This is a genomic window from Pseudomonas sp. WS 5011, from assembly GCF_012985775.1.
Lineage (GTDB): Bacteria > Pseudomonadota > Gammaproteobacteria > Pseudomonadales > Pseudomonadaceae > Aquipseudomonas > Aquipseudomonas peli.
This window is the reverse complement of record NZ_JAAQXA010000003.1, coordinates 129,323-145,701: the sequence shown is the minus strand read 5'-3', so window position 1 is coordinate 145,701 and position 16,379 is coordinate 129,323. Positions and strand designations below refer to the sequence as shown.

The following is a 16,379-nucleotide window of genomic DNA, read 5'->3' as shown; positions in this document are numbered from 1 at the left end:
GCAAGTGCGCATTTGTCGGGCCGGGGCGCTGCCTGGCGCGGGGTGGGCGCTGGCGTGGCTGGGCTACAAGGTCCGCCTGGATAGGGCAGGAGAGCGCCGATTCTAATCCTTCGGCGCGCTCGCAAGGAAGGCCGGCGCGCTCGGTGGTGAGCACGCCTTGATCGGGGGGTTACTCGATCAGCTCGATACCGCGCATGCGCTCGGCGCGGCGGCGCAGCAGTTCGATGGTCACCAGCAGGGCGATGGACACCAGGATCAGCAGGGTGGCGATGGCCAGGATGCTCGGGTTGATCTGCTCGCGCAGGCCCGAAAACATCTGCCGGGGGATGGTGCGTTGCTGTGGGCCGGCCATAAACAGGATCACCACCACCTCATCGAACGAGGTGATAAAGGCGAACAGCGCGCCGGAAATCACCCCAGGGCGGATCAGCGGCATGATGATGTCGAAGAACACCCGCAGCGGCGTGGCACCAAGGTTCAGCGCGGCGCGGGCCAGGCTGTAGTCGAAGCCGGTGAGGGTCGCGGTGACGGTGATGATCACGAACGGCGTGCCGAGCGCGGCGTGAGCGATGATCACCCCGAGGTAGTTGCCGGCCAGGCCCAGATCCGAATAGAAGAAGAACATCCCGGCGGCGGTGATGATCAGCGGCACGATCATTGGTGACAGCAGCAACGCGGTGATCAGCCGGCGCATCGGCATGTCATCACGCGCCAGCCCCACTGCCGCACAGGTGCCCAGTACAGTGGCGATCAGGGTGGCGAAGATGCCAATCAGAAAGCTGTTCTTGATCGCCAGCAGCCATTTGTCTTCGTTGAAGAGGGCCGTGTACCAGCGCAGCGAATAAGCCTCGGGCTGCAGGGTGAGCATGCCCTCGGTAAAGCTGAAGAACGGCTCGACGTTGAACGACAGCGGGATGATCACCAGGATCGGCAGGATCAGAAACAGCAGCACCAGCCAGGAGCTGGTCTTCAGTAACCAGGCGCCGAGGTGATGCCAGAAGCCGTAGTAGGCGGGAATCTTCATGGTCAGTTCCTTAGCCCAGTTTGATATTGCTGGCGCCGACAAAGCGGTCGTACAGCCAGTACAGCAGCAGGATCAGGCCGAGCAGCAGGGAGCCCAGCGCGGCAGCCAGTTCCCAGTTGTTCGAACGCTGCATATGGAAGGCGATGATGTTGCTGATCATCTGCCCATCGGTGCCACCGACCAGTGCCGGGGTGATGTAGTAGCCAACCGAGATGATAAACACCAGCAGCGCGCCGGCACTCAGGCCCGGCAGGGTCATCGGGAAGTAGATACGCGCAAAGGCTGGAATCGGTCGTGCACCCAGTGACAGCGCCGCGCGCAGATAGCTGGGGTCAATCCCGCGCATCACGCTGTAGAGCGGCAGAATCATAAATGGCAGCAAGATATGGGTCATCGCCACCACGGTGGCAAACGAGGTGTAGAGCATTTCGATGGGTTGGCCGATGAGGCCGGTGCCAAGCAGGAAGGAGTTGATCACCCCGTTGGTCTGCAGCAGGGCGATCCAGGCCGTGGTACGTACCAGCAGCGAGGTCCAGAACGGCAGCAGCACCAGTACCAATAGTAGGTTGGCGCGGTTCTCCGGCAGACCGGCCAGGTAGTAGGCCAGTGGGTAGCCGAGCAGCGCGCAGAAGAGGGTGATGACCAGCGCCATAGTCAGGGTCTTGCTGTACAGCTGTAGGTAGATCTGTGTGTCTTCGCGTACCTGAATACCCTGCTCGGGATGCAGTTCCAGGTCGAGCGCAGTCAGGTAGTAGTCATAGGTGTAAGGCTTGCCCGCGCGCTGGATGGCGTACCAGATTTCCGGCTTGCTCCAGTTGCGGTGCGACTTGAGCAGGACCTCGGCCCCCTGCTGCTGCAGTTGTTCGCCTTGCAGTCGACCGAGTTTGCGTGCGCTGGACTTGACCACGCTGGACATGCCCGCCGAGGCACGGTTGAACTCTTCGGCCAATTTGCCGGACTGGCGCTCTTTGGCCAGGCTATGCAGCTCCTGGGCGAACACGCTCAGGGTTTTATCATCAGGAATCGCTTTGCCGTCCCAGCGTTGCAGCTCGTGCAGGGTCAGCGGAATCAGGGCGGCCACCGTTGGGTGATGGACGCTGCGCCAGAGCATGCTGGCAATCGGTGCGACGAAGGTCAGCAGGATAAACACCAGCAGCGGCACGACAAACAGAAAGGCGGTGAGGCGCTTCTTGTTGCGGGCGCTGGAGGCTTGGCTGGCTTCGGTAGACGTGAGGGAGGACAAGGCGTTACTCCGAAAATCCTGACCCCTCTCCGGCAGGAGAGGGGTCATAGCGGGTTACTTCAACAGCCACTCGTTGAATTTTTCACCGAGGGATTCGCCATAGTCAGCCCAGAAGTCCGAGCCGGCCTGGATGCCTTTGCTCAGGTGAGCGGTCGGCAGGTGCGGTGCGGCGCTTTGGTCAGCCAGCGGCATGGAGGATTTGCGCGTCGGGCCGTAAGCCACGTCCGGCATGCCGGCCAGTGGGGTGGAGCCAGTGGCGTAGGCAATGAATTTCAGTGCCAGGTCTTTTTTCGGCGAGCCTTTGACGATGGCCCAGGCGTCTAGGTCGTAGACGTGGCCGTCCCAGACGATGACGAAGGGTTTGTTTTCTTGGCGGATGGCGTCATAGAAACGACCGTTGGCCGATTGCACCAGCACCGCGCCGCCATCGTTGAGCAGTTGTGGAGCCTGGGACCAGGAGTCGAACCAGACGATGTCCTTCTTGATGGTGTCCAGCTTGGCGAAGGCGCGGGCCTGGCCTTCTGGGGTCGACAGCACGTCATAGACTTCGCCTGGCGGCACGCCGTCAGCCAGCAAGGCCCACTCCATGTTCACCTGCGGCCGTTTGCGCATGGCGCGCTTGCCAGGGATTTTGCTGGTGTCGAAGAAGTCGGCGATGCTCGCGGCCTTGGTGCCGCCGATGGTTTTCTCGTTATAAGCGAACACCACCGACCAGACGATGTTGCCGACTGCGCACTCACTGGCCAGTGCTTCGGGGATAAAGTCCTTCACGGCGGGTACGCCGTCCACGCCTGGCGGCAGGATGTCACGCGGGATGCTTTCCAGCAGGCCTTCGGAGCAGGCGCGTTCAAGGTCGATCACTTCGAAGTCGACCACGTCCCACTGAATATTGCCGGACTCGACCTGGGCTTTGATCTCGGCTACGCCACCGGTGTAGTCCTCGAACAGCACCTTGTTGCCGGTGTCTTTCATAAACGGGTCAATCACGTGTTTCTGCTGGGCTGCACCGTAGGAGCCGCCCCATGACACCACGGTCAGGGTTTCCTCGGCGCTGGCGGCAAAACTTGCCGTGCCCAGGGCGGCGGCGAGGGCGAAGGTGGAAAAGCGGGTGGTCAGTGTTCTAGCCATTGCTGTGCTCCATTGCTTCTGCTTCTAGTTATGAGGGTCAGGTTGGTGTGACGACTGGGCGATCCAGTGCCTGGCTGTCTTGCGGCAGCCAGGCAAGGGCTACTTCTTGCTTGGCACTGAGTTGCGGGGCGCTGCTGTCATTCATGTTCTTCACCACCAGCTCGGTGCCGTCACCGGTCTCGAAGTGGTAGCGGATGTATTCGCCGACGTAATGCCGGGTGACGAAGCGCGCCATCACCTGATTGCCGGTGCTGCCGAGGCGTTCGGTAAAGCTGAGCTTTTCCGGGCGAATGGACACGGTGGTGGGCTGGCCGATTTCGGTGCAGTTGGCTTTCAGGGTGCTGACCAGGCCGCCATCCTCCAAACGCACCTGCACGTTGTCCTCGCCGACACTTTCGATCACGCCCTTGAGCTTGTTGCTCTCGCCGATAAAGTCGGCGACGAACAGGTTGGCCGGGCGCTCGTAGAGCACATGGGGCGGCGCGCACTGCTGGACGATGCCGTTGTTGAACACGGCGATGCGATCGCTCATGGTCAGGGCTTCGGTCTGGTCGTGGGTCACGTAGATCACGGTAAAACCGAGTTGCTCGTGCAGGCGCTTGATCTCGAATTGCATCTGCTCGCGCAGCTTCTTGTCCAGCGCGCCGAGGGGTTCGTCCATCAATACGATGTCGGGGGCGAAGATCAGTGCACGAGCCAGAGCTACACGCTGGCGCTGGCCGCCGGAGAGTTGCCCGGGGAAGCGGTTGCCGAAATCCAGCAGCTCGACCAGCGACAGGTACTCATCGACCTTGGCGCGAATCACCTCTTTGGGCTGCTTGCGGATCTTCAGCGGGTAGGCGAGGTTTTCACGCAGGGTCATGTGCGGGAACAGCGCGTACTGCTGGAACACCATGCCGATATTGCGCTGGTAGGGCGCGATGCTGGTGACCGAGCGGCCGTTGATCAGGATCTCGCCGCTGGTCACGTCCTCGAACCCGGCGAGCATCATCAGGCAGGTGGTTTTACCCGAGCCGGAAGGGCCGAGCAGGGTGATAAATTCGCCCTTGGCCACATCCAGATTGAAATCTTTGACCACTAGATTCTTGTGGTCGTAAGTCTTCTTTACGTTGGTGAATTGCAGGAACGGTTTGTCCCCAGCCAGGTCAGCCATACCCCTCCCCAAATGTGCTCTGAACAGACAGCAGCTTGTGGCCGTTATCTGAATGCTTGAATTCGCAGCCCCGCTTCTCTGTAGCGGCGGGAACTTGTTTGAATGTTCAAGTTAGGCAAGCACTGTGCCAGTCCGCTGTGGTTCATCGCGGACGCCGCAGTGCTGGGGGCAAGCCTAGCCCAGGCGCGGGGTTGCGCCAGACGGGTGTGGGGAGTGGTAACAGCGCGGGAGAGAAAGAAGCACCTGCCGACATGCACTCGGCAGGTGCAGGTGCTCAGCTGTTGGGCAGCAGACGCACCGTCAGACTCTTGATGTAACGGGTTTCGGCGATGGCAGGGTGCACCGGGTGGTCTGGGCCTTGAGCGCCGCGTTCGAGCAGCTGGATATTGCGGTCCAGATGGCGCGCGCTGGTCAGCAGGATGTTCTGCAGGTTGTCTTCTTCCAGGTGCATGGAGCAGCTGGCGCTGATCAGGATGCCGTCCTTGTTGAGCAAGCGCATTGCCTGTTCATTAAGACGGCGATACGCGCCTTCACCGTTCTTCTGGTCTTTCTTGCGTTTGATAAAGGCGGGTGGGTCGGCGACGATCACGTCGAAGCGCTCTTCCGAGGCCTTGAGCTGTTTCAGCGCTTCAAAAACATCGCCTTCGACGCAGGCAACCTGGTCGGTCAAACCATTCAGTGCAGCGTTGCGCTCCACGCCGTCGAGGGCGAAACCGGAGGCGTCCACGCACATCACGTCGCTAGCACCGAAGGCGGCAGCCTGCACGCCCCAGCCGCCGATATAGCTGAACAGGTCGAGTACGCGCTTGCCTTTGACGTAAGGCGCCAGGCGCGCGCGGTTCATGCGGTGGTCGTAGAACCAGCCGGTCTTCTGCCCTTCGATCACTGGCGCTTCAAACTTCACGCCGTTCTCTTCCAGGGCAACCCACTCCGGCACCACGCCGAATGGGGTTTCCACATAACGCGCGAGGCCTTCTGCATCGCGGGCAGCGGAGTCGTTCTTGAGCAGGATGCCGCTGGGTTTGCACACCTGGATCAGGGCGGCGAGCACGTCGTCCTTGTGGCGTTCCATGGTGGCGGAAGCCAGTTGCACCACCAGAATGTCAAAGAAACGGTCGACCACCAGGCCCGGCAGCAGATCGGAGTCGCCATACACCAGGCGGTAGCAGGGTTTATCGAACAGCCGCTCACGCAGCGACAGGGCGACGTTCAGGCGATGCACCAGCAGGGATTTGTCCAACACGTGCTTGACGTCACGCGAGAGCAGGCGCGCGCAGATGAGGTTGTTCGGGCTCATTGCGACAATACCCAGCGGCTTACCCCCTGCGGCTTCGAGCACGGCTTGATCGCCAGCGGCAAAACCGCTCAACGGTGTGGCGGCAACGTCAATTTCGTTGCTGTACACCCACAAATGGCCGGCGCGCAGGCGTCGATCGGCGTTGGCTTTCAGGCGCAGGCTGGGCATGGACATGCTGGGAACTCCGAAAAAAGAGCGGAATTATAGCGGGTTGCGCCGCCTTGGGTCGGTTACAAAAGTCGTCTGTGGAAGTGTTGTGGGTTTAGCTAGACTGTCTAATACCTCTCATACCGGTTGTGTCCGTCATGTCTCAAGAGCTCTCCGCCGAATATATCCAGCAGGTGCTGCAGGGCATCAGCGTGCCACCGCAGCCGCAGATCATGGTGGACTTGCAGATGGAGCAGGTGATGCCGAACCCGGATCTGCGGACGATCGCCAAATTGATCAGCCACGACCCGGGGCTGTCCGGTGCGCTACTGAAATTGGTGAACTCACCGTTCTTCGGCCTGACCAATCGCATTGCCTCGATTCAGCAGGCGGTCAACCTGCTGGGCTGCAACACGGTGATCAACCTGATCAACGCTCAGTCGATCCGTGGTGAGTTGACGGATGAGGCCATCGTCACCCTCAACCGGTTCTGGGACACCGCTCAGGATGTGGCCATGACTTGCCTGACGCTGGCCAAGCGCATCGGTTATCACTCCCCCGATGAGGCCTACACCCTCGGCTTGTTCCACAACTGTGGCATCCCGCTGATGATCAAGCGCTTCCCCAATTACATGACCGTACTTGAAGAAGCCTATGCCAGTGCGACCGATGAGCGCCGTGTGGTGGATACCGAGAACCGCCTGCTGAACACCAACCACGCGGTAGTGGGGTACTTCACGGCGAAATCATGGAACTTGCCGCTGCACCTGTGCGAAGCCATTGCCAGTCACCACAATGCGCTGGCAATTTTCACAGAAGACTCCAGTCGGGATGCGCAGCTGAAAACCCTGTTGGCGATTCTCAAAATGGCCGAGCACATTTGCTCGAGCTATCGCGTCTTGGGTAACCAGCCCGATGATTTTGAATGGCAGAGCATCGAACAGCTGGTGCTGGAATATGTCGGGTTGTCGGAGTATGACTTCGAGAACCTGCGCGAGAGCATCCGTGACATGGGTGCAAGCTAGCCCGGGCTGCCTGACTCGTCGCTTTTACCCATTCCTGCTAAGGTGAGCGCCCGTTTTTCGGCTCACCTGACGATCTGCCATGCCCGAACTTCCAGAAGTAGAAACCACTCGCCGCGGCATTGCGCCTTACCTTGAAGGTCAGCGCGTCAGTCGCGTCATTGTGCGCGAGCGGCGCTTGCGCTGGCCGATTCCCGAAGATTTGGATATCCAGCTCTCCGGGCAACGCATCGAGTGTGTCGAGCGGCGTGCCAAGTACCTGCTGATCAAGGCTGAAACCGGGAGTTTGATCAGCCATCTGGGCATGTCTGGCAGTCTGCGTCTGGTCGAGTGCGGCCTGCCGGCGGCCAAGCATGAACATGTGGACATCGAGCTGGAATCGGGCCTGGCGCTGCGTTACACCGATCCGCGGCGCTTCGGTGCATTGCTATGGAGCAGTGATCCGCTGAGCCATGTGCTGCTCAGCAAGCTCGGCCCCGAGCCGCTGACGGACCTGTTCGATGGCGAGCGATTGTTTCAGTTGTCCCGTGGTCGTGCCATGGCCGTCAAACCCTTCATCATGGACCACGCGGTGGTGGTGGGCGTTGGCAATATCTATGCGAGCGAGGCGCTGTTTGCTGCGGGCATCGACCCGCGCCGTGAGTCAGGCTCAGTGTCGCGGGCGCGTTATCTGAAACTGGCGGATGAGATCAAACGCATCCTCGCGTATGCCATCGAGCGCGGTGGTACCACGCTACGCGATTTTGTCGGTGGTGATGGACAACCCGGTTATTTTCAGCAGGAGCTGTTTGTGTACGGGCGTGGCGGTGAGTTTTGCAAGACCTGTGGTAGCACGTTACGTGAAGTCAAGCTGGGTCAGCGCGCCAGCGTGTATTGTCCGCGCTGCCAACGCTAAGACTTTTTTGCCAGGTTAACTTTGGCCGCTGGCACCTGTGTTTGAGCTGAACAACACAACAATAAGAATGACCGAGGTAATGATGTCCGGTAACTATTTACCCCGTAACCCTCTGGCCGAGTGGGTCGGGCGTCTGGCGCTGAAACTGATGGGGTGGCGCATCGAAGGTGAACTGCCGAAGCTCGATAAATTTGTGGTGATCGGCGCGCACCATACGTCCAACTGGGACTTTGTGATCTTTATCGCGGTGAAGTTCGTGCTGCGTCTGAATGCTCGTTGGTTCGGCAAGCACACGATTTTCCGCTGGCCCTTTGGCGCATTGATGCGGTTCTGGGGCGGCATTGCCATTCGCCGTGAGCGTCAGGGGAATACGGTCGAGCAGGCGGTGCGGGCCTTTAGCGAGCATCAGCAATTTATGCTGATCCTTTCACCCGAAGGTACGCGCAAAAAGGTTGAGCGGTGGAAGATGGGCTTTTACCACATCGCCCTCGGCGCTGGCGTACCGATTGTGCTCGGGGCGTTGGACTATCAAAATCGCCGCGTCTTTATTGGTCCGACTTTTGTGCCGAGCGGGGATGAAGCAGCCGATCTAGAGAAGATACTGGCGTTTTATCGGCCCTTTATTCCGAAAAAACCTGAATATGCCTTTTATGGCGATTGACGGCCGTCACGCTGACAATTACCAATGCACTGTTATAGTTAGTCTCACCGCCTCCTAATAGCTGAAGGATCGCCCCATGAAACTGTTCCGCTCAACCGCTGCTGCTCTGGCGCTGACCACTGGCCTGCTGGCGCTGCCGGCTTATGCTGACGTAGCGCAGCAGAACAGCAGTGGCGACCCTATGTATACCACTGGATATCCGCCAGCTTTTTCCATGGTTGGCGATCTACTCATTGCACGTCCATTGTTGATTGCTGCCACTGTCATTGGGGCTGGTGTGTTTGTAGTGAGCCTGCCATTTACGGCCGCGGGCGGTAATATTGGTGAGGCAGGCAAAGCACTGGTTGTTGAGCCTGGCGAAGCAGCATTTGTGCGCTGCCTGGGTTGTACCACCAACGGTTACAAGAAAAACTGATAACGTTCCCTAGTACTGGGCTGCTGCAGTGTTTTCTTTGGCGGCCCTAGTAGACCCTCTGCCCCCTTTCAGTAACCCGTATTACCGTGGCTCAGCGGGCGTGATCACCGCCGTACCGATCCCGCGCGGATCGCTTGCCGCTGAAACTTTCCCGTCTTTTTTGTGCCAGTACAGCACCTGTTGATTGCCGTATTGCCTGCCTGTCGATTTAAACTGATGCCCGTAAGCTTCTAACGCCCTAATTTCTACTGGGCTGAAGGTGTTCGGCTCATGTTCGATCAGGTCTGGGCGGAACTGGTGGTGGAAGCGTACAGCTGCCAGCCACTGTTCAATCGGCTGATGATCCAGGTACTCCAGCATGGCTAACAAAACCATGCTGGGAATTCGGCTGCCGCCTGGCGTGCCGAAGCTGGCGAAATCCTCGGTGCTTTCGATAAAGCTTGGGCTCATGCTCGACAACGGCCGTTTGCCGGCGGCGATGCTGTTGGCCTGGCTACCACGCAGGCCGTAGGCATTGCTGCCTTGGACGTCGGCGGCAAAGTCATCCATCTCGTTGTTCAACAATACGCCGGTTCCGGGTGCAGTGAAGGCTGCGCCAAAAGGCAGGTTGACCGACAGGGTGGCAGCCACGGCATTGCCTTCGGTGTCGAGCACCGAGAAGTGGGTGGTGTGGTCGCCTTCATGCCAGGTGTTGCTGGGCGGTAGGCTGTCACTTGGGGTAGCGCGTTGAGGGTCGATGCTGCTGACTAGCTGCTTTAGATGAGCAGGTGCCAGCAGGTGCTGCGTCGGGTTATGAACAAAGTCCGGGTCACCCAGCAGGCCGCGATCCCGATAGGCGCGGCGCAGTACTTCGACGATAAGGTGTGTGCGTTGCACACGGTCGGTTGTCTGCCAGGGCAACTGCTGCAGCATGAGCAGGCTTTGTCCTAGGGCGATGCCACCGGCAGAAGGCGGAGGTGCGCTGATCAGTTCGCGGCCCTGATTCAATGAGACACGCAGGGGTTGGCGTTCAACGATGCGATAGTCGGTCAGGTCCTTGAGCGTCCAGATGCCACCCGCATCCCTTACGGCCTTGACCAGCTGCTCCGCGACCGTGCCGGCGTAGAAGCCTGGACGGCCCCGGCTGCCGAGCTGTTCGAGTGTACGTGCCAGCTCCGGTTGGCGCAGCAGGCCGAATTCGTCAGGTATTTCGCCTTTGTCGAGAAAGATCCGCGCCGTTTCCACATCCTGGCGCATGGCCTCGATGCGCCAGCCCGCGCGCTCACGGTAGACCCGGTCGATGCTGACGCCGCTGCTGGCGAGTCGGATTGCCGGGGCCAGTGAATCGCGCAATGGCAGACGGCCGAAGCGTTCGGCCAGTTCGACCAGTGCGGCCGGCAGGCCGGGGATAGCAGCAGCCAGTGCGCCATTCAGCGAAAGGTCTTTGCGGATTTCGCCGTCGACCCGGTACAGATCGGCGTGGGCGGCTTGCGGGGCGCGTTCGCGAGCATCGAGAAAGCGGTAGGTAGGCGATTCCCCGGCTTCGCGCAGCAGAAAGAAACCGCCTCCACCCAGGCCCGAGCCGTAAGGTTCAACTACCGCCAGGGCGGCGCTGATGGCCACCGCTGCGTCAAAAGCATTGCCACCCAGCGCCAAGGTTTCTTGCCCGGCCACGGTGGCGGCGGGGTGTGCGCTGGCAATGGCGATATGTTGAGGCTGAGCAGCAGCCTGCAGCTCAAAGGCACACAGTAAGGCAAGCGCACCGAGCAGAGGGCGCCAGGGGAGCAGGCCGCGGATCAGGCGGCCGGTCTTCATGCTTTACCGGTAATGATCAGGTACTTCTGCATCAATTCATCCTTGCTCTCGACGTTGTTCTCATCGAGCGGGATGCAATCGACTGGGCAGACCTGCTGGCATTGGGGTTCGTCGTAGTGGCCGACGCATTCGGTGCACAGGTTGGGGTCGATCTCGTAGATTTCCTCACCCTGGGAGATCGCCGCATTCGGGCATTCGGGTTCGCAGACGTCGCAGTTGATGCAGTCGTCGGTGATGATCAAGGACATGACAGAACAACTCCTGCTGCAGCCCGCAGGCGCAGCCTAGATGTGTGCAGGAAGACTATGAGAGGAATTGTGCCGCATCAGGGCCGCGCATGCACGCGCCTTGCCCACGATCTGGAGTGCGCCACCCTAGTTGGATAACAACAGCGTTTCAGTCGTGAACAGAGGCTTCAGTGGTCAGCGCTTGAAGCGTTCAGTCAGCGCGGCAGCCACGGCTGGGTGCACGAAGTTAGTGATATCACCGCCCAGCGCGGCGATTTCGCGCACCAGGGTCGAGGAGATAAATGAGTACTTCTCCGACGGCGTGAGGAACAGGCTTTCCACATTGGGGGCCAGTTGGCGGTTCATGTTGGCCAGCTGGAACTCGTATTCGAAGTCGGAGACCGCGCGCAGACCGCGCAGGAATACATTCGCGCCCTGTTCCTTGGCGAAGTGTGCCAGCAGAGTAGAAAACCCCACGACCTCAACGTTCGACAGGTGCTTGGTGACTTCACGTGCCAGCTCAACGCGTTGCTCCAGGCTGAACAGTGGGTTTTTCTTCGGGCTGGCCGCGACCGCAATGATCACGCTGTCGAACAGCCGTGCGGCACGCTCGACCAGGTCGCCGTGCCCCTTGGTGATGGGGTCGAAGGTGCCTGGGTATAACACTCGATTCATCGTGACGTCCTGGCGGGTCCGTTGGGGAGTCGGATGGTAGCGCAGCGTTTCCCCGTGGCCAAGTCAGGTGCCACCGATCCAGGCGATTCATGGGCCGGCAAGGGCCCGTGAATACCTCGCCATCAGGCGGACTTGAGACGTTCGGCGAGTTTGCTCGCAAGTTTGGCGGTCAGCCCATAGACCGACAGTTGCGGGTTGGCGCCGATACTGGTGGGGAACAGCGAGCCGTCATGGATCGACAGGTTGCTCAGCTGGTGGTGGCGGCCCAGGCTGTCGGTGACGGCCTGCTGCGGGTCCTCACCCATGGCGCAGCCGCCCATCACGTGTGCGCTGCCCAGACGGGTGCGGTACAGCTCCAGGCTGAGGTTATCGATCAGGCTCTTGGCTTCGGCCAGGGTTTTCACGTAACCGGCATCGGCATGCAGCGGCAGCACTGCCTTGGCTCCAGCGGCGAACTGGATTTCGGCCATGGTATGGAAGGCGCGGCGTACACCATCCCAGGTGTAGTCGGTCATTTGGTAGTCGAGCACCGGGCTGCCGTCACCGCGCAGTTCCACGCGGCCTTCGGCGCTCTCCGGGTGGAAGCCGTCGCGCAGCAGGGCGAGCATCACGTTGGTGTTGGGCAGCTGTTCCATGCGCATGGCATTGTCGATGCCGAAGCGCCCGAGCAGGGTCGCTGTCAGCGCCGGTTGCAGCGGCGGCACTTCGAGCTTGTAGGAGAGGCGCCCAGCGGTGCCGTCATCCCATTGGAAATGGTCGGAGTAGATCGACTGCGGTGCGCCGTAGAACGGGTTGATCACCTGCTCGAACAAGGCTGCGGAGAAGTTCACCAGGTGCAGGTAAGTGCGTTTGCCGGTGCGCTGATGTGGGTCTGGCGCATTCGAGCGCAGAAGTAAGCCAGGGGTGTTGATGCCGCCGCCCGACAAGACATAGTGCTTGGCTTTGACCGTAATTTTACGGCCATTGGGTGCGACGCTGCGCTCGTCCATGCCGAGGCATTCGATCCCGGTAACGTGATCGCCGTCGATCAGTAATTTATCGGCGCGGGCGAGATAGAGCAGCGCGCCGCCCTTTTCCAGGGTGGCGGGGATGGTGGTGACCAGCATCGATTGCTTGGCATTGGTCGGGCAGCCCATCCCGCAGTAGCCGAGGTTCCAGCAGCCGCGTACGTTGCGCGGTATGACGTTCCACTCATAGCCCAATTTTTCACAGCCGCTGCTGATCACCGCGTTATTGGCATTTGGCGGTACAGCCCAGGGCGCTACACCGAGGCGCTGTTCCATTTGCTCGAACCAGGGCGCCATTTCTTCAGGGCTATGGCCTTTGACGCCATGTTCCGCGGCCCAGTGCTCCAGCGTTGGGGCAGGGGTGCGGAAGCTCGAGGTCCAGTTGATCAGCGTGGTGCCGCCCACCGCGCGGCCTTGCATGATGGTGATGGCGCCGTCCTTGCTCATGCGGCCGATGCCTTCCTGATAGAGGCTGGCGTAGGCTTTGTCTTCGAGCATCTTGAAGTCGTCGCTGGTCTTCAGCGGGCCTTCTTCAATCAACAGCACTTTGAATCCGGCAGCGCTGAGAATCTCCGCTGTGGTGCCGCCACCGGCTCCGCTACCAACGATGGCCACGTCGGCTTCCAGGGTCAGGTCGTTGTCCAGGCGTGAGCCGTTGTAGGTTTTCCAACCACGGGCCAAGCCTTCTTTGAAACTGTCGGGTACAGGCATTTAGGGTGCTCTCAGGCGAATTCTTATTAGAGATGCCGCAAGTTCAAACTGTCGGTGGGCCGGGGTAGCCGCAATGCGCCCATGACTCTGGGCGGCTGTACCAGCTCATCATCACCAGTTGCAGCAGCGACGCGTGGCCCATTTTCAGCAGGCCGATGGAGCTGTTCTGCCAGCGGTCAAGGAAGGCCTGTACATCGTCGCTTGAGGCGTTCTCCCAGCTACCCCAAATCCCGGTAAGCGGGCCGCGGGTGATCGGCAGTGCCAGTACATCGAACAGCTGCACGGTCAGTTTGAGCAGTTCCGGTGATAGGTGGTTAAGGCTGTAATCAAGGTTCGCGAGGGTGTTTGATACCGCTTGCGGCAGCTGTTCCGTGGTTACGGCGCCGGCCAGCATCACCGGGATCAAGGCGTTCAGGAAGGCCAGGTCAGACTCGCGGATCACCGCAAAACCGGCTTTTGGCGTGCTGGCTGAACAGCCGCTCAGGCTGGCAGTCAGTCCCGCTGTGGCAAGCAGAGCTGAGCCCATCAAGCCAACCTTAAGCAGGCTGCGTCGGCTCAGGTTGGGCGTTTCAAGGGTGGTGTCAGGCATTATTGTTTTCACCGAGCAGGCCATGGCCCTGAGTAACCAGGGCGCGATGGAGTTAGCGAACGAAGAATTTGTACACCAGCTTCTGGATCGACTTGCCGTAAGGCGGGTAGATCATCTTGGCGGCGTTGAAGCGCTGTTTGATAAACACGCCCTTGGCCTTGCTGAAGGTGAGAAAGCCTTCATGGCCGTGGTAGTGACCCATTCCAGATGGGCCGACGCCGCCGAAGGGCATGTCATCCTGCGCCACGTGCAACAAGGTGTCGTTGATGCATACGCCGCCCGAGTGGGTTTCATGCAGTACGCGCTGTTGCTCAGCCTTGTCGTAGCCGAAGTAGTAGAGCGCCAGCGGTCGGTCGCGCTCGTTGATAAAGCTGAACGCGTCGTCCAGCTTGTCGTACGGGATGATCGGCAGCAGCGGGCCGAAGATCTCGTCCTGCATGACCTTCATGTCATCCGTTACATTCAGCAATACGGCATAGGGCATGCGTCGGCCCTGAGCTGCGGGATAAAGCGGAACAATGGTTGCGCCCTTGCCTTCGGCGTCCTGCAGGTAGCTGTTCAGGCGTTGCTGCTGGCGCTCGTTGATAATCGCGGTGTAGTCGGGGTTGTCGGCAAGTGTTGGGTAGAAGCCCAGCACGGCATTGCGGTAAGCCTCGACAAAGCCCTCCACGCGGTCTTTCGGTACCAACACATAATCCGGGGCCACGCAGGTCTGGCCGGCGTTCATAGTTTTGCCGAAGGCGATGCGCTCGGCAGCGTCACTCAGCGGCACATCAGCACTGACGATGGCAGGCGATTTACCGCCCAGTTCCAGCGTCACAGGGGTCAGGTTGTCAGCGGCGGCGCGCATTACGTGCTTGCCGATGCTGGTAGCGCCGGTGAACAGCAGGTGATCAAAGGGCAGCTTGGAGAAGGCCATGCCGACTTCCGCTTCGCCCAGCACCACGGTGACAAGGTCTTCAGGGAACACCTTGGCCAAAAGGTCTTTCACCAGTTGCGAGGTGGCAGGTGTCGACTCGCTCATCTTGATCATCACCCGGTTACCGGCCGACAGCGCGCCAACCAGCGGCCCGATGGCGAGGAACAGCGGGTAGTTCCACGGCACGATCACGCCAACCACGCCCAGTGGCTGGTAGATGACCTTGGCGGCAGCTGGCATAAACTGCATGCCGACGCTGCGGCGTGAAGGCTTCATCCATTTCTTGATGCGTTTAGTCGCGTAGTGAATGCCATGCAGGCTAGGCATCAGCTCGGCGAGCAGGGTTTCGTCAGCGCTGCGGTTGCTGAAATCCTGGGAGATAGCACGGATCAGCGCATCACGTTCGTTGCTGAGCAGATCGCGTAGCACGTTGATCCACTGGATGCGCTGCTCAGCCGAAGGCATCGGGTTTGCCTTGAACGCCTCACGCTGCCGGGCAAAGCTGTTCTCCAGCTGACTGAGCTGTTGTTGGCTGTTGTGCAGGCTTTGTTCAAGGTAAGCGACGTCGGCGACCATGGTATTGCTCCTCGGCATTCCAGCAGTGCAGTGCGTCAGAGGGTCTGAGCCGCTGCAGAAAAGGTGTGCTGGATTTTTAGAGCAATTGCTCTAATCTGTCAAATAGGATGCCGGGGTCAGTCGACGGACGCAGCCCATCGAACAGTTGGTGTCTTGTGCGAGTTGGTGCGCGGGTAACACTTTGGCTGTTTCTGCGTGTACCTTTGCCGGGCTTTTGAGTCGAGATCGAGCCGCTATGTCCGTCCCACTGAAAACCCGCGAACGCATCATTCAGGAAAGCCTGGCACTGTTTAATGCCCAGGGCGAGCGCAGTGTCACCACCAACCATATCGCGGCGCACCTGGGGATTTCGCCGGGCAACCTGTACTACCACTTCCGTAACAAGCAGGCGATCATCGCCGAGCTGTTTGCTCTCTATGAAAGCCAGGTGGACACCTTTTTGCGCCGCCCTGAAGGCCGTGCGCTGACGGTGCAGGACAAGACCTTCTACCTCGAAGCCCTGCTGGCGGCGATGTGGCATTACCGCTTTCTGCACCGTGACCTGGAGCACTTGCTCGACAGCGACCCTGAGCTGGCTGAACGTTACAAGCTGTTCTCGCAGCGCTGCCTACAGCGCGCGCAGGGTATTTATCAGGGCTTTGTCGAGGCCGGCATCCTGCTCATGGATGCGGCGCAAATCGAGGCGCTGACCCTCAACAGTTGGATCATCATGACCTCCTGGGTGCGCTTTCTCTGCACCACCCGTGGCAATCCTGGCGATCTGAGTCAAGAGATGCTGCGTCGTGGCATCTACCAGGTGCTGGCGCTGGAAGGCGGCTACACCGCCCCGCAATCACGCGAAGCGGTGGAAGCGCTGTACGCCAAGCTACATGTGCCGCTGGATCAGGTGATCTGAG

Annotated in this window: 16 protein-coding genes; 5 read left to right on the top strand and 11 right to left on the bottom strand. The window is 60.0% G+C overall.

The genetic code is table 11. The features are described from left to right. Positions 1–169: 169 nt before the first annotated feature. The 5 genes from HBN63_RS04725 to HBN63_RS04705 all read right to left on the bottom strand — a co-directional run bounded on the left by HBN63_RS04725 (position 170) and on the right by HBN63_RS04705 (position 6,019). Entirely contained in the window at positions 170–1,024 is an 855-nt protein-coding gene (locus tag HBN63_RS04725; protein ID WP_170048589.1) for an ABC transporter permease, read from the bottom strand. Positions 1,025–1,034: 10 nt separating this feature from the next. Further along, entirely contained in the window at positions 1,035–2,267 is a 1,233-nt protein-coding gene (locus HBN63_RS04720; RefSeq protein ID WP_170048588.1) for an ABC transporter permease, read from the bottom strand. Positions 2,268–2,321: 54 nt separating this feature from the next. Next, the gene (locus HBN63_RS04715; RefSeq protein WP_170048587.1) at positions 2,322–3,395 is read right to left on the bottom strand and encodes an ABC transporter substrate-binding protein; all 1,074 of its coding nucleotides are present in this window, start codon (positions 3,393–3,395) and stop codon (positions 2,322–2,324) included. A gap of 37 nt (positions 3,396–3,432) precedes the next feature. Continuing rightward, positions 3,433–4,548, bottom strand: a complete 1,116-nt coding sequence (locus HBN63_RS04710; RefSeq protein ID WP_170048586.1) for an ABC transporter ATP-binding protein — start codon at positions 4,546–4,548, stop codon at positions 3,433–3,435. 274 nt (positions 4,549–4,822) lie between these two features. Further along, entirely contained in the window at positions 4,823–6,019 is a 1,197-nt protein-coding gene (locus HBN63_RS04705; protein WP_090250228.1) for a class I SAM-dependent rRNA methyltransferase, read from the bottom strand. A gap of 185 nt (positions 6,020–6,204) precedes the next feature. Here HBN63_RS04705 and HBN63_RS04700 point away from each other — a divergent pair, with 185 nt between their 5' ends. The 4 genes from HBN63_RS04700 (at position 6,205) to HBN63_RS04685 (ending at position 8,985) form a co-directional block, all read left to right on the top strand. Beyond that, positions 6,205–7,017 (top strand): HDOD domain-containing protein, encoded by an 813-nt coding sequence (locus HBN63_RS04700; RefSeq protein ID WP_167144312.1) that lies wholly within the window; start codon positions 6,205–6,207, stop codon positions 7,015–7,017. 79 nt (positions 7,018–7,096) lie between these two features. Continuing rightward, positions 7,097–7,909 carry a bifunctional DNA-formamidopyrimidine glycosylase/DNA-(apurinic or apyrimidinic site) lyase gene (gene mutM, locus HBN63_RS04695; RefSeq protein WP_170048585.1) on the top strand — a complete coding sequence of 271 codons (813 nt, stop codon included), beginning with the start codon at positions 7,097–7,099 and terminating at the stop codon, positions 7,907–7,909. Between the two features lie 82 nt (positions 7,910–7,991). Beyond that, on the top strand, positions 7,992–8,570 hold the full coding sequence (locus HBN63_RS04690; RefSeq protein ID WP_170048696.1) for a lysophospholipid acyltransferase family protein: 579 nt from the start codon (positions 7,992–7,994) through the stop codon (positions 8,568–8,570). Between the two features lie 76 nt (positions 8,571–8,646). Beyond that, complete coding sequence (locus HBN63_RS04685) at positions 8,647–8,985, top strand: multidrug transporter (RefSeq protein ID WP_170048584.1); 339 nt, start codon at positions 8,647–8,649, stop codon at positions 8,983–8,985. A gap of 81 nt (positions 8,986–9,066) precedes the next feature. On the opposite strand, the gene ggt is transcribed toward HBN63_RS04685, so the two are convergent. From ggt to HBN63_RS04655, 6 genes are all read right to left on the bottom strand, one after another. Beyond that, positions 9,067–10,779, bottom strand: a complete 1,713-nt coding sequence (gene ggt / locus HBN63_RS04680; protein ID WP_170048583.1) for a gamma-glutamyltransferase — start codon at positions 10,777–10,779, stop codon at positions 9,067–9,069. Continuing rightward, positions 10,776–11,027: a YfhL family 4Fe-4S dicluster ferredoxin gene (locus tag HBN63_RS04675; RefSeq protein WP_090250215.1), complete on the bottom strand. Its 252-nt coding sequence runs from the start codon at positions 11,025–11,027 to the stop codon at positions 10,776–10,778. Before HBN63_RS04675 ends, ggt begins: the two co-directional genes overlap by 4 nt. A 174-nt stretch (positions 11,028–11,201) precedes the next feature. Beyond that, complete coding sequence (gene coaD / locus HBN63_RS04670) at positions 11,202–11,681, bottom strand: pantetheine-phosphate adenylyltransferase (RefSeq protein WP_170048582.1); 480 nt, start codon at positions 11,679–11,681, stop codon at positions 11,202–11,204. Positions 11,682–11,803: 122 nt separating this feature from the next. Next, positions 11,804–13,399: a GMC family oxidoreductase gene (locus tag HBN63_RS04665; RefSeq protein ID WP_170048581.1), complete on the bottom strand. Its 1,596-nt coding sequence runs from the start codon at positions 13,397–13,399 to the stop codon at positions 11,804–11,806. Between the two features lie 43 nt (positions 13,400–13,442). Beyond that, on the bottom strand, positions 13,443–13,988 hold the full coding sequence (locus tag HBN63_RS04660) for a twin-arginine translocation pathway signal protein (protein WP_170048580.1): 546 nt from the start codon (positions 13,986–13,988) through the stop codon (positions 13,443–13,445). 52 nt (positions 13,989–14,040) lie between these two features. After that, a complete protein-coding gene (locus HBN63_RS04655; protein ID WP_170048579.1) occupies positions 14,041–15,483 on the bottom strand; it encodes a coniferyl aldehyde dehydrogenase in 1,443 nt (480 codons plus the stop codon). A 235-nt stretch (positions 15,484–15,718) separates the two neighbouring features. Between HBN63_RS04655 and HBN63_RS04650 the strand changes: the two genes are divergently transcribed. Continuing rightward, positions 15,719–16,378, top strand: coding sequence for a TetR/AcrR family transcriptional regulator (locus HBN63_RS04650; protein WP_170048578.1), 660 nt, complete (start codon positions 15,719–15,721; stop codon positions 16,376–16,378). Position 16,379 lies beyond the last annotated feature (1 nt).